Consider the following 19,727-nt stretch of genomic DNA (forward strand, 5'->3'; position numbering starts at 1 on the left):
TCCCGAGGAGCCACCGTCATCGGCGCCCCGCTGAACGCGTAGGTCCGCGGCTTCTCCGCCCCCGTTCCGCCCCTCTCCCGGCTCGTCACCTTCGCCGGGACGCAGCGCTCGCTGCGCTCTGCGACGTCTCCGTCGCCTCGCAATCCCGCCCTCTCGAACGAGGACCCCATGAACACCGTCGTCGAACGACACCCGTCCCTCGCGTCCGTCGCACCCGCCCAGGCGGTGCCGACGCTGTCGCGTCCGCTCACCCTCACCGAGCGCCTCGCCCTCCGACTGGCCCTGCGCCTGATCGTCTGGAGTGCGCGCCACCGTGCCACGACCGCCCCGGCCGTCGCACGAGCTCGCGAACACCTCGCCGCTCGCGAGGCGCGGGAGCGCGCCTGGGAACGCTCCTTCCTGCTCGCCGTCCGCCGTTGATCGTGCGGGGGCCCCCGGGCCCCCGCACCTTCCGTCCCGAGAGACCCGACATGATCACCCCACCACCGCAGCTCGAGCTGCACCCCCTGCACATCCCGACCGACATCGACGACGCAGATGCCGCCGACTTCCGCGAGATGACGCATGTCCGCAACCTCGTCTACCGAGAGATCACCGGGTCGACGGACGAGGACCTGCGGCCCGAGGAGCTGCTTCCCCATTACCGCCCCGCGCCCGACGAGATCCGACTGATCTGGGTCGCCCGCTGGGACGGGCGGATCGTGGGTCGCGTCGGGCTCGACCTTCCCCTCGAGGATGGCTCGGACACGGCGTACTGGCTCATCGAGCTGCTCGCGGAGTTCCATGGCCGCGGCATCGGCACGGCCGCGTACGCGGTACTCGAACGAGCCGCGCGCGACCACGGCCGCCGCACCCTCCAGAGTTACGCCGAGCACACGAACGCACCGGGTCCGCGACTGGCCGCACCGACCGGTTTCGGCGACATCCCGCTCGACCGCCGTGCGCGCTTCTTCCTGCGTCACGGATACGAGCTCAAGCAGATCGAGCGCAAGAGCGTCCTCGACCTGCGGTCAGCCGCGTCCACGGTCGACCGACTGCTCGCGACGGCGCGCGCGGCCTCGGCCGGCTACCGCGTCGTGCACTGGACGGCACCGACACCCGCCGAGCACCTCGATGGCTACGCCTGGTTGAAGTCGCGCATGTCCACCGACGCACCGACGGGAGGCATGGCCGTGGACGAGGAGGCCTGGGATGCCGCTCGCGTGCGACGCCACGATGCGCGATACGTCGAAGCGGGCCAGACGCTCTTCGTCACCGCCGCGCAGCACATCGCCACGGGAGACCTCGTGGCGTTCAACGAGCTCGTGATCGGCTCGGACAAGAGCCGGGCGACGTTCCAGGAGGACACGCTGGTCTCGGCAGACCATCGCGGCCACCGCCTCGGCATGCTGGTCAAGTGCGCGGCGCTCGTCGCCTGGCGCGACATCGCCCCGGAATCACCGCGCGTCATCACCTACAACGCCGAGGAGAACCGACCGATGCTCGACATCAACGAGGCGATCGGCTTCGCTCCCGCGTCCTACGAGGGGGCGTGGCAGAAAGTGCTGGACGCCGTCACCGACGGCGCTGGCACCGCGGGCAGTAGTGCGACGAGCGGTTCGTGAACGCGACCCGCACGATCGGCGTGCCGCACCGGGTGCACGCGGCGCCGGTGCGGCCGTAGGCCTCGAGGGAGTGCGCGAAGTAGCCGGCCTGCCCGTTGACGTTGACGTACTGCGCGTCGAAGCTCGTCCCGCCTTCGGCGAGGGCTTTTGTCATCACGGCGACGACGGCGTCGAGGAGACGCTCGCGCGCCACACGCGACAGAGACGAAGCCGAGGTCTCGGGATGGATGCGGGCTGCCCAGAGCGCCTCATCGGCGTAGATGTTGCCGATGCCGCTGACGACCGCCTGGTCGAGCAGCACCCGCTTGATCGCCGGTGCGCGCCGGGCGAGCTCGGCGTGGAAGCGGCGCCGGTCGAACGCCGGATCGAGGGGGTCGCGCGCGATGTGCGACACCTGCGTCGGGACGGCGGCCGCGTCGGTGCCCCTTCCGCCGGGCGCGCCGTCGGCGGTCGCGACGAGGTCGTCGACGGCGAGCGACCCGAAGGTGCGCTGATCGACGAACAGCACCGAGAGCTCGCCGTGCTCGGGGTGCACGATGTCCCAACGGATCCGTTCGTGACGCTCCACCGGCGCGCCGGGCTCGCGCAGCAGCATCTGCCCGCTCATCCCGAGATGCGCCACGACGGCACGGCCGGTGTCGCGCACCGGGAACCACAGGAACTTTCCCCGTCGCGCGACGGCGCCCACCGAGCTGCCGGTGAGTTCCCGCTCGAATGACTCCGGGGTGCCGGAGTGGCGCGTGAGGGCACGGGCGTCGAGCACCGTGCAGGCCTCGATGCGTGCGCCGACGACGGCGGGCTCGAGCCCCGCGCGGACGACCTCGACCTCGGGGAGCTCAGGCACGATCCGACAGCACGCGCCAGACAGCCAGCGCCGCGGCCATCTCGGCCTGCTTCTTGCTCGAGCCGACGCCCTTGCGCGAGACGTCGCCGACCGTGACGGTGGCCGTGAAGACACGGTGATGGTCGGGCCCGGACGCCTCGACGCGGTAGACGGGCGGCGCGAGCTCGAGGTGAGCGGCGAGCTCCTGGAGCGACGTCTTCGGATCCATCGCCGCGCCGTATCGGGCGGGGTCGGCCAGCAGCGGAGCCACGAGCCGCAGCACGAGCTCCTGCGCCGGTCCCTGTCCTGCCGACAGGAACGCGGCGCCGATCACAGCCTCCATCGCGTCGGCGAGGATCGAGTCCTTGTCGCGGCCGCCGGTCTGGGTCTCGCCGCGGCCGAGCAGGATGTGGTCGCCGAGACCGATCGTGCGCGCGACCTCGGCGAGGGCGACGGTCGACACGACACTCGCCCGGCGCTTGGCGAGCGACCCCTCGTCGAGGTCGGGGTGGGTGCGGAACAGGTGCACCGTCACCGCTTGGCCGAGGATCGAGTCGCCGAGGAACTCGAGCCGCTCATTGTGCGGCGTCCCGCCGTTCTCGTACGCGTACGAGCGATGCGTCAGGGCAAGCGACAGAAGCTCGGGGTCGATATCGACCCCGAGCTTGTCGGTGAGCGCGTTGCGCTCCATCAGAGTGTCCGTCACGACGCTCGACGTCAGACGTCGGCGACCTTGCGACCCTTGTACTCGAGGAACAGCTCGGTGCCCTGCGAGTCGGTGACGACCTTCGCCTGGTGGGGGCGACTGTAGACGACCTTGCCGTTCTCGATGGTCTTGACGAGGGCGGGCGCCTCGGCCTTCCACTGCGCACGACGCGAACGCGTGTTGGAGCGGGAGACCTTCCGCTTCGGGGGGTTACCTGCCATGGCTAGCTCTTCTCTGTGTCGGGCGCGACGCGGTTCTCTGCGTCGTCGTGGTCTGGGGTGTAGGCCGTCAGCGCGGCCCAGCGCGGATCGATCTTCTCCTGCTCGGCAGGCTGCGTTCCCGGCGCCAGCTTCTCACCCGTTTCCGGGTCGAGCCCGGGGCAGTCCGGCTGACACACCGGCTGGAACGGAAGCGCCAGGACGATCGAATCCCTGACCGGAGTTTCAAGATCCACGTGGTCGTCTTGAACCTCGAAGTCGGACGCTTCGTCCCCAGAATACCCGAAGAGCTCCTGAAACTCGATTCGGAGGGGGCGTGTCAGGTCGGTGAGGCATCGACCGCACACGCCTTCGTAGACGGTATCGGCTTCGGCCGTGACGAGAATGCCCTCGTGCACGGACTCCAGGCGCACCGCCATGTCGATCGGCTGCGCCGCGGCGACGAAGACGAGGCCCTCGCCCCACTTCTCGGGCGCGGGCACGCTGAAGGCGAACTCGCGCATCTCCCCCGGCTGGTGCACGATGTCGCGCACGGGGATGACGAATGGTCCGGTGACGTGCTTTCTACCCACGATCGACCATGGTAGTCGCCGTGGCGGAGACGGTCTCAGATACCGCGCGATCCGGTGTCGAGGAAGCGGGCGACGGGTCCGGGGACGAACGGCGAGACATCGCCGCCGAGCGAGGCCACCTGCCGGACGAGCGAACTCGACACGAGCGCGTGTGCCGGGTCGGGCAGCAGGAAGACCGTCTCGATCTGCGCGAGGTGGCGGTTGACGATCGCCATGGGGGTCTCGTAGGCGACGTCGACCTGCGACCGGATGCCCTTGACCAGGATGCCGGCCCCGACGTCCGTCGCGTAGTCGACGAGCAGTCCCATGCTCCAGGCCGCGACGACGATCTCGCCCTCGATCCCCGCCTCCTCGATCGATTGCTCGAGGAGCGCTTGGCGCTGGGCGATGGGGAGCATCGCCTCTTTGCCGGGGTTGTGGACGACGAGGACGTGCAGCTGGTCGTAGAGTCCGGCCGCGCGGCGGATGACGTCCAGGTGGCCGAGGGTCGGCGGATCGAAGGAGCCGGGCACGACCGCGATCCGGTTGCTCATGGCACGAGCCTAGTTCCTGTGCAGCGCGCTGCGCTCGTCCTCGCCCAGTCGCCGGGCGATCGCGCTCGCAAGGCCCGGATGCCGCGACAGGTCGGGGTCGTCGCGCAGCACGAGCGCCGCCTCGTCGCGAGCCTGGGCGATGAGGTCGGCGTCGGCGACGACGCGCAGCAGTCGCAGGGACGAGCGGGCGCCGGACTGGGCGTCGCCGAGCACGTCCCCCTCGCCGCGCAGTTCGAGATCGACTTCGGCCAGCGCGAAGCCGTCGAGGGTCGCCGCGACGGCCTCGACGCGGGATCGCGCCGCGGTGTCGGGGTCGGCTTCGGTGACGAGCAGGCACAGTCCGGGCACGCTGCCGCGGCCGACCCGCCCGCGCAGCTGGTGGAGTTGGGAGACGCCGAAGCGCTCGGCCTCGAGGATGACCATCGTCGAGGCGTTGGGCACGTCCACGCCGACCTCGACAACCGTCGTCGCCACGAGCACATCGATCTCGCCGCGAGCGAAGGCCTGCATGACGGCATCCTTCTCGTCGGCGGGCATCTTGCCGTGCAAGGTCGCGATACGCAGGCCGCGGAACGAGGGGTGCTCGTCGAGCATCGCGCGCGCCTGCACGACACCCCACCGCGTGCGCGTGCGGGTTCCGTCCTCGAGCATTCCGGGATCGTCGGTGTCGTCGACGACCGCCTTCTCGGCGTCGATGGCGGCGCACACGACGAACGCCTGCCGGCCCGCGGCGACCTCTTCGGCGACGCGCTCCCAGACCCGGCCGAACCAGCCGGGCTTCTCGGCGAGCGGCGCGACGAAGGTGCTGATCCCGGCGCGGCCGGTGGGCATCGTGCGAATCGTCGAGACGTCGAGGTCGCCGAACACCGTCATGGCCACCGTGCGCGGGATCGGGGTCGCCGTCAGCACGAGGACGTGCGGCGAGCTGCCCTTGGCCCGCAGCGCCTCGCGCTGCTCGACCCCGAAGCGGTGCTGCTCGTCGACGACGACGAGGCCGAGGTCGGCGAAGGTCGTCGATGCGCTCAAGAGGGCATGCGTGCCCACGACGATCCGCGCCTGACCGGATGCCGCCCGCAGCGCGGCCTTGCGACGTTCGGCGGCCGGCTGTGCACCGGTCAGGAGCGTCGGCATCAGCTCAGGGGCGAGGCGGGGGCCGAGCATGCGTGCGATGGAGCGGACATGCTGGGCGGCGAGGACCTCGGTCGGGGCGATGAGCGCGGACTGCCCTCCGGATTGCGCGACCTGCAGCATCGCGCGCAGCGCGACGAGCGTCTTGCCCGAACCCACCTCTCCCTGCACGAGGCGGTTCATCGGCCACTCGTTCTGCAGGTCGGCGGCGATTACCTCGCCGACGGCGATCTGGTCGGGCGTGCGCTCGAACGGCAGCGCGGCGTCGAAGACATCGAGCAGCTCGCCCGCCGGTCGCGCGGTCGCCGCGAGCTGACGAACCTGGATGCGGTGCTGCAGCAGCGCCGCCTGCAGCACGAAGGCCTCGTGCATCCGCAGCGTCGCGAACGCGGGAGCGACATGCTCGGGAACGACGGGCGTGTGCGCCTGCACCAGCGCGGTGCGCGCGTCGAGGAGCTGCTCGCGCGCGCGCAGCTCCTCGGGGAGCGGATCGGGCACGGGCCCCAGCTTGGCGATGACGTCGGCGATGATCTTGCGCAGCTGCCAGCTGGTGACCGTGCTCGTCGCCGGGTAGATCGGGATCGGCTCCAGACTGCGCGCGACCGCCGTCACGCGCGCCTCGACCTCGTCGTCGAAGAGCTCGTAGTCGGGATGGGCGAACTGCTGCTTGCCCTTGAACACGCCCACCTTGCCCGAGAAGATGCCCTGCCGGCCGGGCCGCAGCTCTTGCAGACGCCACTTCTGCCCGAAGAAGGTGAGAGTCGCCGTGCCGACGCCGTCGCTGATGACGACCTCGATGAGCGACCCCTTGCGCTGCCGCATCGGCCGTTCCGACACCGACTGCACCTCGGCGACGATGGTGGCCATCTCACCGACGGGCAGGGACGAGATGGGCGTCAGCTCGCCGCGTCGTGCATACCGGCGCGGGTAGTGCGCGAGCAGGTCGGCGACGGTCGCCATGTCGAAGGCACGGGCGAGAGTTGCGGCCACTTTCTCGCCGACGGCATCCACCAACGGGGTATCGAGGGCGAACTGCGGCATGACGACGAGTCTAGGCAGGACCGCCGACAGTGCGCCGTCCCGTCAGGCCCTACGGTAAGAGGATGCTTCGACGCGCGATCGCCGGCCTGTTCTGGACGTTCAGCCGCTGGCGCTTGGTCACCACGCCGGCACCCACTCGCCCGACGGTGCTGATCGGCGCACCTCACACGTCGAACTGGGACTTCGTCCTGATGCTCGCCATCGCGTGGCGACTGCAGGTCCCGATCCGGTGGCTGGGCAAGAAGAGCCTGTTCCGCGGCTGGCGGGGCGGCCCGATGCGCCGGCTCGGCGGCATCCCCGTCGACCGCGACGATCCCTCGCGCGTCGTGGCGGACGTGCTCGCGCAGATCGCCGCCGGCGAGGTGTTCGGCCTCGTCATCACGCCTGACGGCACGCGCACCTCCCGGTCGGGGTGGAAGTCCGGCTTCTACCGCATCGCCCGCGCGGCCGGCATGCCGGTGACGCTCGGATACGTTGATCGCACCACCATGACGGCGGGGCTCGGACCGACGATCGAGCTGACGGGCGACGTCGCCGCCGACATGACCGTGATCCGCGCCTTCTACGCCGACAAAGCGGGGTTCCGCCCCGAGCTGCGCAGCGAGCCGCGCCTGCGCGACGAGGAGGGCCGCGCCGGGGAGACCGCGCCGTGACGCGCATCATCTCCGGCGCCGCCGGGTCGCTCACCCTCGCCGTGCCGGACCGTGGCACCCGCCCGACGAGCGACCGCGTCCGCGAATCGCTGTTCGGGGGACTGGATGCCGCGGGCGTTCTGCCCGGCGCACGCGTCCTCGACCTCTACGCGGGCTCGGGCGCGCTGGGGCTCGAAGCCGTCAGTCGGGGCGCCGCCTCGGCTGATCTCGTCGAGAAGGCCCCGTCGGCCGCGGCGGTCACCGAGCGCAACGCCCGCACCGTCGGCCGCGCGGTGCCGACGGCTGTCGTCCGGGTGCACCGCTCGAGCGCCGATGCCTTCCTGCAATCGACGTCGGCGCAGTTCGACCTGATCTTCCTCGACCCGCCGTACGACCTCGACGACTCCGCCCTCGCGCAGACGCTCGCTCTCGTGGACGACGCCGCCGCGGACGACGCCCTCGTCATCGTCGAGCGAGCGGCCCGATCCGCCGAACCGGCGGTCCCGGAAACGCTGCGGGCGCTCCGCTCCAAGCGCTACGGCGACACCGCCCTGTGGTGGTACGAACGCACCGAGCGCGGCGCTCAGCCCGCGGCGCCGTCCCAGTCTCGGTAAGGGTCCCATCCCCCGGGCCCGTCGGCCGGAACGCCGTCGACCGTGACGGTGGCCTCACCCGCGTCGCGCACGACGCCGATGATCCGGAAGGGCCGGGGAAGCGGCGTCTGCGCGGGGAAGGTCGCCAGCAGCGCGTGATCCTCCCCGCCGCGCAGCGCCCGCTCGCTGTCGGGTTCCAGCGACGCACGTTCCAGGTCGAGCGTCACACCCGAGGCACGCGCGAGGCGCCGGGCATCGCGCACGAGGCCGTCCGAGACGTCCATCATGGCGGTGGCGCCCGCGGCGGCCGCCCGGGTCCCCGCGGCGATGGGCGGTCGCGGCCGCAGCTGACCCGCGACGGCGGCGCGCTCCGCATCGGTCAGCACCGACGCGTCGACGGCGACCGGCTCGCCCGCGGCATCGCGGAAGCGCTCGAACAGGATGTCGAGCCCGGCCGCCGCGACGCCGACGTCGCCGGCGATGGCCACGACGTCGCCGACGCGCGCGCCCGATCGCAGGACCGGACGCCCTCCCGGCGTCAGTTCGCCGATCGCCGTCACGGCGATCGTCAGCGTCTCGGAGATCGTCAGGTCGCCGCCGGCGACGCGGCATCCGGGCGCGAGCTCGTCGCACGCCTCGCGCAGGCCGGTCGCGAGGTCTTCGACGAAGGCGAGCGTCGTGCTCGGCGGCATCGCGAGCGCCACGAACAGCGCAACGGGCCGGGCCCCCATGGCGGCGATGTCGGCGAGGTTGACGGCGGCGGACTTCGCGCCGAGGTCGCGACCGTTGGACCACGCCAGCCGGAAGTCGGGCCCGTGCACGAGCGTGTCGGTGGTCACGACCGCGCGCGCGTCGGCGAGGTCGAGCACAGCGGCATCGTCGCCCGGGCCGACCGCCACGTCGGCGGGGCCCAGCCGTTCGAGGATCCGCGCCAGGATCACGTCCTCCGAGAGGTCGCCGACGGTCGCGGCGGGGTGCAGGTCGGGCATCCCCTCACGCTACCCCGCCGCGCAGACGGGGCAGGGTGACGGGCGGGGCGCCGCGGACGGCGCAGTACGCTGGAGGGATGCCGCGCCGCCGCACGATCCCCGCACTCGTCATGGTCTCGGCGACGCTGCTGCTCGGCGGCTGCGCCGGCACGGTGGCGGTCCCTGCCGCCCCCCAGGCCAACGCCCCCGAGTGCGCCGAGGTCATGGTGCGTCTGCCCGACTCGGTGGCCGGAGCGGAACGCCGGTGGACCGACAGCCAGTCGACCGCGGCGTGGGGCGACCCCACGACCGTCATCTTCTCGTGCGGCGTCCCCAGCCCCGGCCCGACGACCCTGCGCTGCGAGTCCGTCGCCGGCGTGGACTGGGTCATCGACGAGTCCGAGGCTCCGCGCTTCCGGGTGACGACGTTCGGACGCGAGCCCGCCGTCGAGCTCTTCTTCGACACCGAGATCACCGAGGACGTTCAGGGCGTGTCGAGCCGGGACGTGCTCGAGTCCCTCTCCCCCGTCGTCGCGCGCCTGCCGCGCACCGGGGCCGCGTGCGTCGACCGCGCTGAGGCGACGCCGGTCCCGACCCCCGTCACGCCCTGATCGGGCTCAGCCGGTGACCGCCGCCTCGCGCGCCAGTGCCACCTCTACCAGCTCGGAGATGAGCTCGCCGTAGCTGAGGCCCGAGGCGATCCAGCACTTGGGGAACATCGAGATCGGCGTGAAGCCGGGCATCGTGTTCAGCTCGTTGACGACGAGACCGTCCGGGGTCTGGAAGAAGTCGACACGCGCCAGTCCGCGCCCGTCGACGGCGTCGAACGCGGCGACCGCCATGCGCTGCAGCGCATCGATCTCGTCGGCCGTCACGTCAGCCGGGCACACCACCTCGGCCCCGTCCCCGCCGAGGTACTTGCCCTCGAAGTCGTAGAACTCGCGCGTGGTCAGCACGATCTCACCCGGCAGCGAGGCCCGGGCGGGTGCGTCTCCGCGCCCCTCGAGCACCGCCACCTCGACCTCGCGTCCGACGATCGCCGGCTCGATGAGCACCTTGCGGTCTTCGGCGAACGCCAGCTCCAGCGCCGCGTCGAGCTCGTCCGCCGCGTGCACCTTCGACACACCGACGCTCGATCCCGCGCGGGCGGGCTTGACGAAACTGGGCACCCCGAGCGCAGCGGCATCCGCGCGCACGCCCTCGGGATCGCGCCGCCAGCGCGCGAGGTCGACCGTGATCCACGGTGCCACCGGGATGCCTGCGGCCTGCAGGACCACCTTCATGAAGTGCTTGTCCATGCACAGCGCCGAGTCGAACACGCCGCCGCCCGCGTAAGGCAGCTGAAGCGTGTCGAAGAAGCCCTGGATGGTGCCGTCCTCGCCGTGCGGTCCGTGCAGGATGGGCAGGACGACGTCGATCTCCCCGAGCGTGTCGACGGCACCGTCGGCCCGGCGCACCCGCAGCTCGCGGCGCCCGCCCGGCTCGGGCCACAGCACGCGCGTGCCGTTGTCGGCCACCTCGGGCATCCGCTCCGGGTTCAGCGCGAACTTGTCGGGGTCGTCGTCCTCGAGGACGAAAGCCCCCTCGCGCGTGATCCCGATCGGGATCACGCGGTAGCGATCACGGTCGATCGCCCGCAGCACCCCGGCCGCCGTGGCGGAACTGATCGAATGCTCGCTGGAGCGCCCGCCGAAAAGCACCGCTACTGCTGTCGTCGCCATGGTGGGTCCTCTCGCCGGTCGGCTTGTCGTCGTCAGTGGTCAGGTGGGGGGCGATGTCGCGGGGGTTCATCGTGCCGTCGAGGACCATCTTGACCTGCTCCACGATCGGCATGCGGATGCCCGCCTCGCGCGCCAGCTGCAGCACGGGCGCGACGGACGCGAGGCCTTCGGCCGTCTGATCCATCTGCTTGACGACATCCTGGAACGAGTAGCCCTGCCCGAGCAGGCGACCCGCGGTGTTGTTCCTGCTGAGCGGCGACTGGCACGTCGCGATGAGGTCACCGAGGCCGGCGAGGCCCTGCAGCGTCTCGGGCTGGGCGCCCTGCACGACCGCGAAGTCGGTCATCTCGACGAGTCCGCGTGTGATGATCGACGCCTTGGTGTTCTCGCCGTAGCCGACGCCGTCGACGATGCCGATCGCGACGGCGATGAGGTTCTTGAGCACGCCGCCGAACTCCGTGCCGATGACGTCGGTGTTCACGAAGGAGCGGAAGTACGCGTTGCGCGAGCGACGGGCGACGGCCTCGGCCGTCTCCTGGCTCGACGAGGCGATGACCGCCGCAGTCGGCTGCTGCCGGGCGATCTCGAGCGCGAGGTTCGGGCCCGATGCGACCGCGATGCGGCTCGGGTCGCACTCCAGCTCCTGCTGGATGACCTGGCTCATCCGCAGTCCCGACCGCTTCTCGACGCCCTTCATGAGCGAGACGACGGGCATCGTCCCCTCCGCCAGCAACGGACGGATCGCCGTGAGGTTCTCGCGCAGCGCCTGGCTCGAGACCGCGAGGTACACCTGCTCGGCGCCGTCGAGCGCCTCCGCGAGACGGTGCGTCGCGGTCATCGACCGCGGCAGGTTGATTCCGGGCAGGTACTGGCTGTTGCGCTTGCCCTCGCGGATCTCGTGCGCGAGCTCGGCGCGCCGGGCCCACATCGTGACGCGGGCGCCGCCGTCGGCGAGCACCTTGCCGAACGTGGTGCCCCAGCTGCCCGAGCCGATGACGGCGACGCGCGGGGCGGCGGTGTCGGGCTTACGACTCAAGGCGACCCGTCTCTCTCTGACCGTGCTCGCCGGGGTTCCAGCGGTGCGCGGGCGGCTGCTCGTCGCGCAGCTCGCCGAGGAGTCCGGCGATGCGTCCCATGACGGCATCCGTTCCCGCGACCAGCTGCGCCGGCGAGGGCGTCTGCCCAGCCGCGAACGGCAGCTCGACGCGCGGTCCGAACCGCACCCGCACGCGCTTGCGCAGCGGCCACAGGCTGAGCTTGCCGTAGCGCGGCAGGATCGACTGCACGCCCCACGTCGCGACCGGGATGATCGGGATGTCGCCGGCGACCGCGACCCGCACCGCGCCCGACTTTCCGCGCATCGGCCACAGGTCGGGCTCGCGGGTGAGCGACCCCTCGGGGTAGACGATGACGCCGCGACCGTCCGCGACGAGCTCGGCCGCCTGCGCGATCGCCTGGCCCGCGGCGGACGCGGAGGTCGCGCGCGAGACCGGGATCATGCCGAGGCCGCGCAGCACGCCGCCGACGACGGGAACCCGGAACAGGCTCTCCTTCGCCATGAACCGCGGTGCCCGGCCGAGACGCCAGGTCGCGACCGCCACGATGATCGGATCGAACTCGCTGTAGTGGTTGGGCGCGAGCACGTACGGCCCGTTCTCGGGCAGATGCTCGCCGCCCTCGATCTCGATCTTGGCGAGGAGGCCCACCGCCGGTACGACGACGGCGGCGGCCAGCCAGAACGGGGTCGGCTTCGTCTTCTCGGCGGAAGCGCGACGACGGATCTCGCTCACCGCTCAGCCGATGACGTCGAAGTCAGCGCCCAGGGCCGTGAGCTTGTCGAAGAACTTCTCGTAGCCGCGGCGGATGATGCCGACGTTGCGGACGACCGAGACGCCCTCGGCGGCCAGCGCCGCGATGACGTAGCTGTAGCCGCCGCGGAGGTCGGGCACGACGACATCCGCTCCGTGCAGCGGCGTCGGACCGGTGATGACCGCAGCCTGCTCTAGCGCGCGACGCGGCACGCGGCGGTCGGGGCTCGCGATGCCCTCGGGGTGGACGACGATCTGAGCGCCCATCTTGTTGAGCGCCTGCGTGAAGCCCAGCCGGTTCTCGTACACGGTCTCGTGCACGGTCGAGACGCCTTCGGCCTGCGTCAGCGCGACGATGAGCGGCTGCTGCCAGTCCGTCATGAAGCCCGGGTGGACGTCCGTCTCGACCGAGACCGGGCGCAGTGCGCCGGCCCGGCGGAAGCGGATGCCGTCCTCCTGGATGTCGAAGTCGCCGCCCGCCTTGCGGAAGACGTTGAGGAACGTCAGCATCTCCTGCTGCTTGGCGCCGGCGACGAAGATGTCACCGTCGGTCGCCAGCGCGGCGCACGCCCACGACGCGGCCTCGTTGCGGTCGAAGATCGACCGGTGGTCGTAGCCGCGGAGCTTGTCGACGCCCTCGATGAAGATGACGCGGTTGGGCTCGTAGGAGATGATCGCGCCCATCTTCTGCAGCACCGCGATCAGGTCCATGATCTCGGGCTCGATGGCCGCGTTGCGCAGCTCGGTCGTGCCCTTCGCCCGCACCGCCGTGAGCAGCACCTGCTCGGTGGCTCCGACGCTGGGGTACGGCAGCTCGATGTCGGCGCCGTGCAGCCCCTCGGGAGCCGAGAGCCGGATGCCGCTGGGCTGCTTGTCGACGATCGCGCCGAACTTGCGGAGCGCGTCGAGGTGGAAGTCGATCGGGCGATCGCCGATGCGGCATCCACCGAGGTCGGGGATGAACGCCTGGCCCAGGAGGTGCAGGAGCGGTCCGCAGAAGAGGATCGGGATGCGCGATGCTCCCGCGTGCGCGTCGATCTCCTCGAAGCCCGCCGACTCGGCGCCGCTCGGGTCGAGCCGGTACGTGCCCTCGCCGTCGTCGGCGACCGTCACGCCGTGCACCTCGAGGAGGGAGCGCACGACGGCGACGTCGCTGATGGCCGGCACGTCGCGCAGCACGCTCTCGGTCTCGCCCAGCAGCGAGGCCACCATGGCCTTGGTCGCGAAGTTCTTCGCGCCCTTCACGTCGACGCGGCCCACCAGCGGGCGTCCGCCGCGGATCTCGAGGATCTCGCCGTCTTCTCGACGGATGCCGTTCGCAGGCGGCGTCGACTCACTCGGGAGAGTGTTCATCCAGGGGTTCCTCACTTGATCATCGAGGGCGGGACGGATCGGTGCCCCGCCGTGCGGGGGCGTGATCCGGGGCTACGCGACGGGGAGTGTCCGAGGTCGCCACGCCTCACGGCGCGCCTCGAACTGCGCGATCGCCTCTTCGTTGCGCAGCGTGAGCCCGATGTCGTCGAGTCCCTCGAGGAGCCTCCATCGAGTGTAATCGTCGATCTCGAAGGGGACGCGGAGGTCGCCGATCGAGGCCGTGCGCGCCGCGAGGTCGACCGTCATGGTGACGCCGGGCTGCGCCTCGGCCGCCGCCCAGATGGCGTCGCGGTCGGCCTCCGAGATGACCCCGGCGAGCAGGCCCTGCTTGCCCGCGTTGCCGCGGAAGATGTCGGCGAACTTCGGCGCGAGCACGACGCGGAAGCCGTAGTCGCGCAGCGCCCAGACGGCGTGCTCACGGCTCGAGCCCGTGCCGAAGTCGGGGCCGGCGACCAGGATCGACGCGTGGGCGTAATGCGGCTGATTCAGGATGAAGTCGGGGTCCTGTCGCCAGTTGGCGAAGAGGGCGTCCTCGAATCCGGTCTTGGTGACCCGCTTGAGGTACACCGCGGGGATGATCTGATCGGTGTCGACCGCGGAGCGCTTCAGCGGCGCGACGATCCCGGTGTGAGTCTCGAACTTGTCCATGCTCAGGCCTCGACCTTCTCGCGCGCGGGCAGATCGCTCGGGCTGGCGAGCCGTCCGAGCACAGCGGTGGCAGCGGCGACGAGCGGCGACACCAGGTGCGTGCGCCCGCCCTTGCCCTGCCGGCCTTCGAAGTTGCGGTTGCTCGTCGACGCGCATCGCTCGCCGGGGGCGAGCTGGTCGGGGTTCATGCCGAGGCACATCGAGCAGCCGGCGAAGCGCCATTCGGCGCCGAACTCGGTGAACACGCGGTCCAGACCCTCGGCCTCGGCCTCCAGCCGCACCCGCGCGGAGCCGGGAACCACCATGACGCGGACGCCGTCCGCCTTGGTACGCCCCTCGATGATCGAGGCGAACGCCCGCAGGTCCTCGATGCGGCTGTTGGTGCACGAGCCCATGAAGACCGCGTCGACGGGGATCTCCTTCAGCGGCGTGCCCGGCTCGAGGTCCATGTACTCGAGCGCCCGCTGGGCTGCTGCCTTCTCGTCCGGGTCGGTGAAGTCGTCGGGCGAGGGCACCGCCGCGCTGAGCGACACGCCCTGCCCGGGGTTGGTGCCCCAGGTCACGAACGGCTCGAGCTCGCCGGCATCGATGAAGATCTCGGCGTCGTAGACCGCGCCTTCGTCGCTCGGCAGGGTGCGCCAGTACGCCACCGCGTCATCCCAGTCCTGCCCCGTCGGGGCGTGGGGACGGCCCTTGACGTACTCGAACGTGATGTCGTCGGGCGCGACCATGCCGGCGCGCGCGCCGGCCTCGATCGACATGTTGCACATCGTCATGCGGCCCTCCATCGAGAGCGAGCGGATGGCGCTGCCGCGGTACTCGAGCACGTAGCCCTGACCGCCGTTCGTGCCGATCTTCGCGATGACGGCGAGGATGATGTCCTTCGCGGTGACGCCCTCTTTGAGCTCGCCCTCGACCGTGATCGCCATGGTCTTGAAGGGCTTGAGGGGCAGCGTCTGGGTCGCCATGACGTGCTCCACCTCGCTCGTGCCGATGCCGAAGGCCATCGCGCCGAACGCACCGTGGGTCGAGGTGTGGCTGTCACCGCAGACCACGGTGATGCCGGGCATCGTCAGACCGAGCTGCGGTCCGACGACGTGCACGATCCCCTGCTCGGCGTCGCCCAGCGAGTGCAGCCGCACGCCGAACTCCTCGGCGTTGCGACGCAGGGTCTCGATCTGCGTCCGGCTCGTCAGGTCGGCGATCGGCTTGTCGATGTCGAGCGTCGGGGTGTTGTGGTCCTCGGTCGCGATCGTCAGGTCGAGGCGGCGCAGCGGGCGCCCCTCGGCACGCAGACCGTCGAACGCCTGCGGGCTCGTGACCTCGTGGACCAGGTGCAGGTCGATGTAGATGAGGTCGGGCTGACCGTTCTCGCCCTTCACGACCAGATGGTCGTCCCAGACCTTCTCGGCCAGGGTGCGCGGGCGTGCGGGCGGGGTGGGAATGCTCATGGGTGTCGTTCTCCTTGCGAACCGGATCAAGCCCGCGACGGACTCCGCGGCGAGGAGGGGCTCAGAACGAGACCTCGCCGCGGCCGCTAAGGAGAAGGCGAGCGATCCGCATGGCGCCAGGATACCACCGGGCCCGTCGGCTCCGTCCGATCATGACCGGTCGTCGGGGGCCGGCGGCTGCTCGACCGTCGCCGGGGTGCCCTGCTCGTCCGCGACAGCTGCCGCCGCGGCATCCGGGTCCTGGGCGGTCGCGCCCTCGCGCCGAGCGGCGATGAGGCTGGCCACCGTGGCGACCGCCATCGAGGCGATGATGACCCCGAGCGAGACCCAGGTCGAGATCTCGGGGGCCCATTCGATGTGCTCGCCGCCGTTGATGAAGAACAGCTCGTTCTCGTGCATCGCGTGCAGCACGAGCTTGACGCCGATGAAGGCGAGGATGAAGGCGATGCCGTAGTGCAGGTACTTGAGCCGGTCGAGGAGATCGCCCAGCAGGAAGTAGAGCTGTCGCAGGCCCATGAGGGCGAAGATGTTGGCGGTGAACACGAGGAACGGGTCCTGCGTGATGCCGAAGATCGCCGGGATCGAGTCCAGCGCGAACAGCAGATCGGTCACCCCGATGGCCACGAAGACGATGATCATCGGCGTGAACATGCGCTTGCCGTTCACCACGGTGCGGACCTTCGGGCCGTCGTACTCCTCCGAGATGTCGACGGTGCGCCGCACGATGCGCACGAGGAAGCTCTCTCGCTTGACGTCGTCGTCGTGGTCGCCGCCCGGGAACGCCTGCTTGATCGCGGTATAGATCAGGAAGGCGCCGAAGATGTAGAACACCCAGCTGAACTGCTCGATGATCGCGGCCCCGGCCAGGATGAACAGACCGCGCAGCACCAGGGCGATGATGATGCCGACCATCAGCACCTTCTGCTGGTAGCGCCGGGGCACCGAGAACTGGCTCATGATCAGCACGAAGACGAACAGGTTGTCGATCGACAGGCTGTACTCGGTCAGCCAGCCCGCGACGAACTGCCCCGCGTGCTCGACGTCGGCGACGGCCCAGAGGATGCCCGCGAACGCCAGCGCGAGGCCGACGTAGAACAGCACCCACAGCGTCGATTCCTTCGGCGACGGGATGTGGGGTCGCTTGACGATGATGAGCAGGTCGGCGATGAGCACGAGAACCAGCACGACGAGCGCGACGATCTGGAACGGCACGGGGAGGTCCATGCGAGCCTTTCGGGGAGGAAGCCTCCCGAGACTACACCCGCCTTCCGCAGCGGCCGGCGGGGTGAGACGGTTTCCGCAGCCGCGACACTGAGGGGTGAAGGAAGGGCGCACAGGGATGACGGACACGACGGCACGCGGTGATGCCGAACTCGTCGCCGCTGCGGCGGGCGGGAGCGAGTACGCCTTCCGCGCGCTCTACCGCGCCTACGTCCGCCCGGTGTACTGGATCGCCCACGGCCTGCTGCGCGATCCCGCCGACGCGGAGGACGTCGCGCAGGAGACCTTCCTCGTCGCGTGGCGAAAGCTGCCGGAGCTCGAGCTCCTGGGCGAATCGCTGCTCCCCTGGCTCGCGACCATCTGCCGTTTCCAGAGCGCGAACCGCTTGCGCCGACGCGGGCTCGAGCGCCGCCACCTCACCGACGAGGATGCCGCCGAGATCGCCGACACCGTCGACGTGGAGAGGCAGGTGGTGCAGGCCGACCTGGTCGACCGCATCCTCGCCGCCGTCGGCTCACTGAGCGCGCTCGACCAGGAGATCTTCCGACTGTGCGCCGCGCAGGGCTACGCCTACCAGGCCGCGGCTGACCGGCTCGGGGTCAGCCACGGCGCGGTCCGAAACCGTCTCTCCCGCATCCGCACGCACGTGCGGGCGGCCGTCGAACCGGAGGGGTCATGACCGATCTGCCGATCCTCGAAGAGCGTCGCATCGCGGAGATGGAGGACGCCCTCTTCACCGACATCGCGCGCGAGCGGACGGAGCGCTCGGAGCGGGATGCCGCGACCGCCGCCCGGCGCCGGCGGCGCCGCCGCACCGTGTGGGTGACCTCGAGCGCGGCCGCAGTGGTTCTCGTCGCCGCGTTCATCTTCGCGCCGCAGCTGACGACGTCGACCGGATCAGCGGAGTCCGCGGCGCCCGCGCCGGCTGACGGCGCCGGGACGAGCGAAGGGCTCGCGCCGTTCAGCCTGGACGAGGGCACGACGGGCGCGCCCATCCGCGAGGAAGGGGTCGAGGCTCCTGCCGAGCGCGAGGTCCTGACCACGGCATCCGCGACGGTGACGGTCGCCGACCCGCAGCGAGCGGCCGAGCGGATCACCGAGGCGGCGATCGCCGCGGGCGGCTACGTCGAGTCGCTCAGCGTCGGGGGCGGAACCGTGCCGCCGTTGCCGGATGCCGCAACCTGGCCGGCACCGTCAGCGTCCGCCTGGGTGTCGGTGCGGGTGCCCGCCGCGAACCTGGAGGGCGTCCTGGCGGGGCTCGCCGACGTCGGTGAGGTGGAGAGCTCGCAGGTCTCGCGCGACGACGTCACGACGCAGACGATCGATCTGCGCGCGCGTGTCGCCGCCGGGCAGGCGTCGGTCGACCGGCTGACAGATCTGTTGAGCCAAGCGGGATCGGTGGCCGATCTCATCGCCGCCGAGTCCGCGCTCGTGGAACGGCAGGCCGACCTCGAGTCGCTCCAGCAGCAGCTCGCCGCGCTGGAGTCTCAGGTCGCCTTCTCGTCGCTGAGCGTGCAGCTCGACGAACCGGCCGCAGCGGTCGATGCGGACCCCGCGGGGTTCGCCGACGGACTCGCCGCCGGGTGGAACGGCATCGTCGCGGCGTTCAACGCGGTCGTCGTCGGGCTGGGGTTCGCGCTCCCCTGGCTCGCTGTGCTCGCGGTCGCGGCGCTGTCGGTGCGACTCGCGCTCGCGGCGGTCCGCCGCCGACGGGCACGCCGTACGACCACCACCGACTGAGCGGTCGCAACCGCGGATATGCGAGACGCCCATCCGTTCGGATGGGCGTTTCGTCTGGTGACCCCAGCGGGATTCGAACCCGCGTTACCGCCGTGAGAGGGCGGCGTACTAGGCCGCTATACGATGGGGCCGTACTTTTCGTTTTCTCCGGGGCTCCGGAGGCAACCGTTAAAGTATGCCACGGCCTCGCGCATCGGGCAAAATCGAGGCCGGCATTGCTCTCTCGGGCGTGTCGGGCGTTGACTGAAAGCATGCACGTCACCAAGCACGAACACGCCTGTGTGCGCCTCGAGCGCGACGGGAAGACCCTGCTCATCGACCCCGGGATGTTCACCGAGCCGCTGGCGGATCTCCACGGTCTCGCAGCCGTCGTGATCACGCACGAGCACCCCGACCATTGGACCTCGCAGCACCTCGCGCGCATCCTCGAGGAGTTCCCCTCCGTGCCGATCTACGGCCCCGAGGGCGTCGTCCGCGCGGCGGCCGGCTTCGACATCCGCGAGGTGTCCCCCGGCGACGAGCTCGAGGCCGGCCCGTTCCGGCTGAAGTTCTTCGGCGGACGCCACGCGGTGATCCACGAGTCGATCCCGGTCATCGACAACGTCGGCGTGCTCGTCGACGACGAGTTCTACTATCCGGGCGACTCCTATGCCGTCCCGAAGGGCGCCGACGTGACGCTGCTCGCGGCGCCCGTGGGCGCACCGTGGCTCAAGATCGGCGACGCCATGAACTTCGTGCTGGCCGTCAAGCCGCGCCGCGTCTTCGCGACGCACGACATGACCCTCTCGCCCGCGGGCCTGGCGATGGGGCGCGAGCGACTGACGTGGGCGGCGGCGCAGAACGGCGGCGAGTTCGTCGCGCTCGACCCGGGCGACGCGACCGACCTCTGAGAGCGCCTCCGCTGAACGACGGATGCCGTGGACCCGAAGGTCCACGGCATCCGTGC

At 70.9% G+C, this 19,727-nt stretch carries 22 protein-coding genes and 1 tRNA gene; 8 read left to right on the forward strand and 15 right to left on the reverse strand.

What is annotated here, in order from left to right:
• The first annotated feature begins 168 nt into the window (after positions 1-168).
• Together JOF37_RS02210 and JOF37_RS02215 are read left to right on the forward strand one after the other, a co-directional pair.
• Positions 169-420, forward strand: coding sequence for a hypothetical protein (locus JOF37_RS02210; protein WP_210004696.1), 252 nt, complete (start codon positions 169-171; stop codon positions 418-420).
• A gap of 50 nt (positions 421-470) precedes the next feature.
• Entirely contained in the window at positions 471-1,604 is a 1,134-nt protein-coding gene (locus JOF37_RS02215) for a GNAT family N-acetyltransferase (RefSeq protein ID WP_210004698.1), read from the forward strand.
• On the opposite strand, the gene mutM is transcribed toward JOF37_RS02215, so the two are convergent.
• From mutM to JOF37_RS02245, 6 genes are all read right to left on the reverse strand, one after another.
• Positions 1,555-2,448 carry a bifunctional DNA-formamidopyrimidine glycosylase/DNA-(apurinic or apyrimidinic site) lyase gene (gene mutM / locus JOF37_RS02220; RefSeq protein WP_210004700.1) on the reverse strand — a complete coding sequence of 298 codons (894 nt, stop codon included), beginning with the start codon at positions 2,446-2,448 and terminating at the stop codon, positions 1,555-1,557. The two genes, JOF37_RS02215 and mutM, sit on opposite strands and share 50 nt — an antisense overlap.
• Complete coding sequence (gene rnc / locus JOF37_RS02225) at positions 2,441-3,118, reverse strand: ribonuclease III (RefSeq protein ID WP_210007641.1); 678 nt, start codon at positions 3,116-3,118, stop codon at positions 2,441-2,443. The genes mutM and rnc overlap by 8 nt, the downstream gene beginning before the upstream one ends.
• A gap of 26 nt (positions 3,119-3,144) precedes the next feature.
• Complete coding sequence (rpmF, locus tag JOF37_RS02230) at positions 3,145-3,354, reverse strand: 50S ribosomal protein L32 (RefSeq protein ID WP_013586329.1); 210 nt, start codon at positions 3,352-3,354, stop codon at positions 3,145-3,147.
• 2 nt (positions 3,355-3,356) lie between these two features.
• On the reverse strand, positions 3,357-3,854 hold the full coding sequence (locus tag JOF37_RS02235; protein ID WP_210007642.1) for a YceD family protein: 498 nt from the start codon (positions 3,852-3,854) through the stop codon (positions 3,357-3,359).
• A 104-nt stretch (positions 3,855-3,958) separates the two neighbouring features.
• Positions 3,959-4,456: a pantetheine-phosphate adenylyltransferase gene (gene coaD / locus JOF37_RS02240; RefSeq protein ID WP_210004702.1), complete on the reverse strand. Its 498-nt coding sequence runs from the start codon at positions 4,454-4,456 to the stop codon at positions 3,959-3,961.
• A 9-nt stretch (positions 4,457-4,465) separates the two neighbouring features.
• The gene (locus JOF37_RS02245; RefSeq protein ID WP_210004704.1) at positions 4,466-6,625 is read right to left on the reverse strand and encodes an ATP-dependent DNA helicase RecG; all 2,160 of its coding nucleotides are present in this window, start codon (positions 6,623-6,625) and stop codon (positions 4,466-4,468) included.
• Between the two features lie 62 nt (positions 6,626-6,687).
• Here JOF37_RS02245 and JOF37_RS02250 point away from each other — a divergent pair, with 62 nt between their 5' ends.
• Positions 6,688-7,278, forward strand: coding sequence for a 1-acyl-sn-glycerol-3-phosphate acyltransferase (locus tag JOF37_RS02250; RefSeq protein WP_210004706.1), 591 nt, complete (start codon positions 6,688-6,690; stop codon positions 7,276-7,278).
• Positions 7,275-7,871, forward strand: coding sequence for a 16S rRNA (guanine(966)-N(2))-methyltransferase RsmD (gene rsmD / locus JOF37_RS02255; RefSeq protein WP_210004708.1), 597 nt, complete (start codon positions 7,275-7,277; stop codon positions 7,869-7,871). The genes JOF37_RS02250 and rsmD overlap by 4 nt, the downstream gene beginning before the upstream one ends.
• Here rsmD and thiL read toward each other — a convergent pair.
• A complete protein-coding gene (thiL, locus tag JOF37_RS02260; protein WP_210004710.1) occupies positions 7,841-8,839 on the reverse strand; it encodes a thiamine-phosphate kinase in 999 nt (332 codons plus the stop codon). The two genes, rsmD and thiL, sit on opposite strands and share 31 nt — an antisense overlap.
• A 77-nt stretch (positions 8,840-8,916) precedes the next feature.
• Here thiL and JOF37_RS02265 point away from each other — a divergent pair, with 77 nt between their 5' ends.
• Positions 8,917-9,429 (forward strand): DUF3515 family protein, encoded by a 513-nt coding sequence (locus JOF37_RS02265; protein WP_210004712.1) that lies wholly within the window; start codon positions 8,917-8,919, stop codon positions 9,427-9,429.
• Positions 9,430-9,435: 6 nt separating this feature from the next.
• Here JOF37_RS02265 and JOF37_RS02270 read toward each other — a convergent pair whose 3' ends face one another.
• From JOF37_RS02270 to JOF37_RS02300, 7 genes are all read right to left on the reverse strand, one after another.
• The gene (locus tag JOF37_RS02270) at positions 9,436-10,539 is read right to left on the reverse strand and encodes a D-alanine--D-alanine ligase family protein (RefSeq protein ID WP_210004714.1); all 1,104 of its coding nucleotides are present in this window, start codon (positions 10,537-10,539) and stop codon (positions 9,436-9,438) included.
• A complete protein-coding gene (locus JOF37_RS02275) occupies positions 10,439-11,575 on the reverse strand; it encodes an NAD(P)H-dependent glycerol-3-phosphate dehydrogenase (protein ID WP_245338080.1) in 1,137 nt (378 codons plus the stop codon). Before JOF37_RS02275 ends, JOF37_RS02270 begins: the two co-directional genes overlap by 101 nt.
• On the reverse strand, positions 11,565-12,329 hold the full coding sequence (locus JOF37_RS02280) for a lysophospholipid acyltransferase family protein (RefSeq protein ID WP_210004716.1): 765 nt from the start codon (positions 12,327-12,329) through the stop codon (positions 11,565-11,567). The genes JOF37_RS02275 and JOF37_RS02280 overlap by 11 nt, the downstream gene beginning before the upstream one ends.
• A gap of 3 nt (positions 12,330-12,332) precedes the next feature.
• The gene (gene murA / locus JOF37_RS02285; protein WP_210004717.1) at positions 12,333-13,700 is read right to left on the reverse strand and encodes a UDP-N-acetylglucosamine 1-carboxyvinyltransferase; all 1,368 of its coding nucleotides are present in this window, start codon (positions 13,698-13,700) and stop codon (positions 12,333-12,335) included.
• Between the two features lie 72 nt (positions 13,701-13,772).
• Positions 13,773-14,369, reverse strand: a complete 597-nt coding sequence (leuD, locus tag JOF37_RS02290) for a 3-isopropylmalate dehydratase small subunit (protein WP_210004718.1) — start codon at positions 14,367-14,369, stop codon at positions 13,773-13,775.
• Positions 14,370-14,371: 2 nt separating this feature from the next.
• A complete protein-coding gene (gene leuC, locus JOF37_RS02295; protein WP_210004721.1) occupies positions 14,372-15,820 on the reverse strand; it encodes a 3-isopropylmalate dehydratase large subunit in 1,449 nt (482 codons plus the stop codon).
• Between the two features lie 150 nt (positions 15,821-15,970).
• Positions 15,971-17,044 carry a TerC family protein gene (locus JOF37_RS02300; RefSeq protein ID WP_210004724.1) on the reverse strand — a complete coding sequence of 358 codons (1,074 nt, stop codon included), beginning with the start codon at positions 17,042-17,044 and terminating at the stop codon, positions 15,971-15,973.
• A gap of 115 nt (positions 17,045-17,159) precedes the next feature.
• Here JOF37_RS02300 and JOF37_RS02305 point away from each other — a divergent pair, with 115 nt between their 5' ends.
• Positions 17,160-17,720 (forward strand): RNA polymerase sigma factor, encoded by a 561-nt coding sequence (locus JOF37_RS02305; RefSeq protein ID WP_210004726.1) that lies wholly within the window; start codon positions 17,160-17,162, stop codon positions 17,718-17,720.
• Positions 17,717-18,781, forward strand: a complete 1,065-nt coding sequence (locus tag JOF37_RS02310) for a DUF4349 domain-containing protein (protein WP_210004727.1) — start codon at positions 17,717-17,719, stop codon at positions 18,779-18,781. The genes JOF37_RS02305 and JOF37_RS02310 overlap by 4 nt, the downstream gene beginning before the upstream one ends.
• Positions 18,782-18,836: 55 nt before the next feature.
• On the opposite strand, the gene JOF37_RS02315 is transcribed toward JOF37_RS02310, so the two are convergent.
• Positions 18,837-18,912 (reverse strand) — tRNA-Glu (locus JOF37_RS02315).
• Positions 18,913-19,032: 120 nt separating this feature from the next.
• Here JOF37_RS02315 and JOF37_RS02320 point away from each other — a divergent pair.
• Positions 19,033-19,671, forward strand: a complete 639-nt coding sequence (locus tag JOF37_RS02320; RefSeq protein WP_210004728.1) for an MBL fold metallo-hydrolase — start codon at positions 19,033-19,035, stop codon at positions 19,669-19,671.
• Positions 19,672-19,727 lie beyond the last annotated feature (56 nt).

Origin of the sequence: Microbacterium imperiale, from assembly GCF_017876655.1 — a bacterium.
In the GTDB taxonomy this organism is placed as follows: domain Bacteria; phylum Actinomycetota; class Actinomycetes; order Actinomycetales; family Microbacteriaceae; genus Microbacterium; species Microbacterium imperiale.